Source organism: Shewanella sp. MF05913 (assembly GCF_059758095.1).
Genome location: NZ_JCAYNT010000059.1, coordinates 1 through 900 on the forward strand (window position 1 = coordinate 1; position 900 = coordinate 900).

The 900-nt window shown below is 42.9% G+C and carries 1 protein-coding gene; it reads right to left on the reverse strand.

What is annotated here, in order from left to right; translation table 11 throughout:
• Window positions 1-42: 42 nt before the first annotated feature.
• Window positions 43-900 (reverse strand): IS3 family transposase (locus AC19MV_RS22960; protein WP_498310037.1); only part of this gene is annotated, 858 nt, incomplete at its 5' end.

The window sequence follows — 900 nt, forward strand, 5'->3', positions numbered from 1 at the left end:
TGATGTGGTCAAGTAAATCTGTACACAAACAAGAGTTGTGCTTTAAGCAGCATTTTCAGCTGCTGTTGGGGTCATATAATTATTATAACTATGCCCACGTTTTGTATTGTAGTGCTTCAATATATACTTCAGCACATCTTGCTCTGCTTCATCGACATTATTGTACCCATGCTTAGGCATCCATTCCGTTTTGAAACTTCTAAAAAATCGTTCCATTACTGCATTATCCCAACAATTTCCTCTTCGACTCATACTTTGAGTGATGTTGTATTTCCAGAGCATCTGTCGATATTGAAGACTACTGTAATGACAACCCTGATCGGAGTGAAATACCACGTTTATTGGCCGTCCACGACTTTCAAATGCCATCCTCAATGCGGCACAGGTTAAATCTGTATTCGGGCTATCTGAGCAAGCCCAACCCACTATTTTTCTGGCATATAAATCCATGACCACAGCTAAGTAGAGCCATTGGGTTCCAGACCACACATAGGTTACATCACCGCACCAAACCTGGTTTATCTTTTCTACATTAAACTGACGCTTTAACAAGTTAGGGGCTATTTTTGAGTCTTCACTGGTGACAGAATAGCGATGTTTTCTGGGCTGGCTACTGATGAGCCCAGCTTCTCTCATTAGGCTCGCTGCTTGATAGCGACCCACATTTTCACCTGACTGATTTAGCTGGCCTGCTATTGTTCTCGCGCCAGCTGCACCTCGGCTATCACGGTGTATTGTGATGGCCTGTTGGCGTAATCTTTCACGTTCGGGGCTCACTAAACCACGATGTTTAAGGTGATAGTGATAGCTACTACGGGGCACTTCAAATAAACAGCAAAGCTGTTTAACGATGTTCTGCTCTCTTGATAACGATTCAATTAATGCTATCGTTTGATGCTG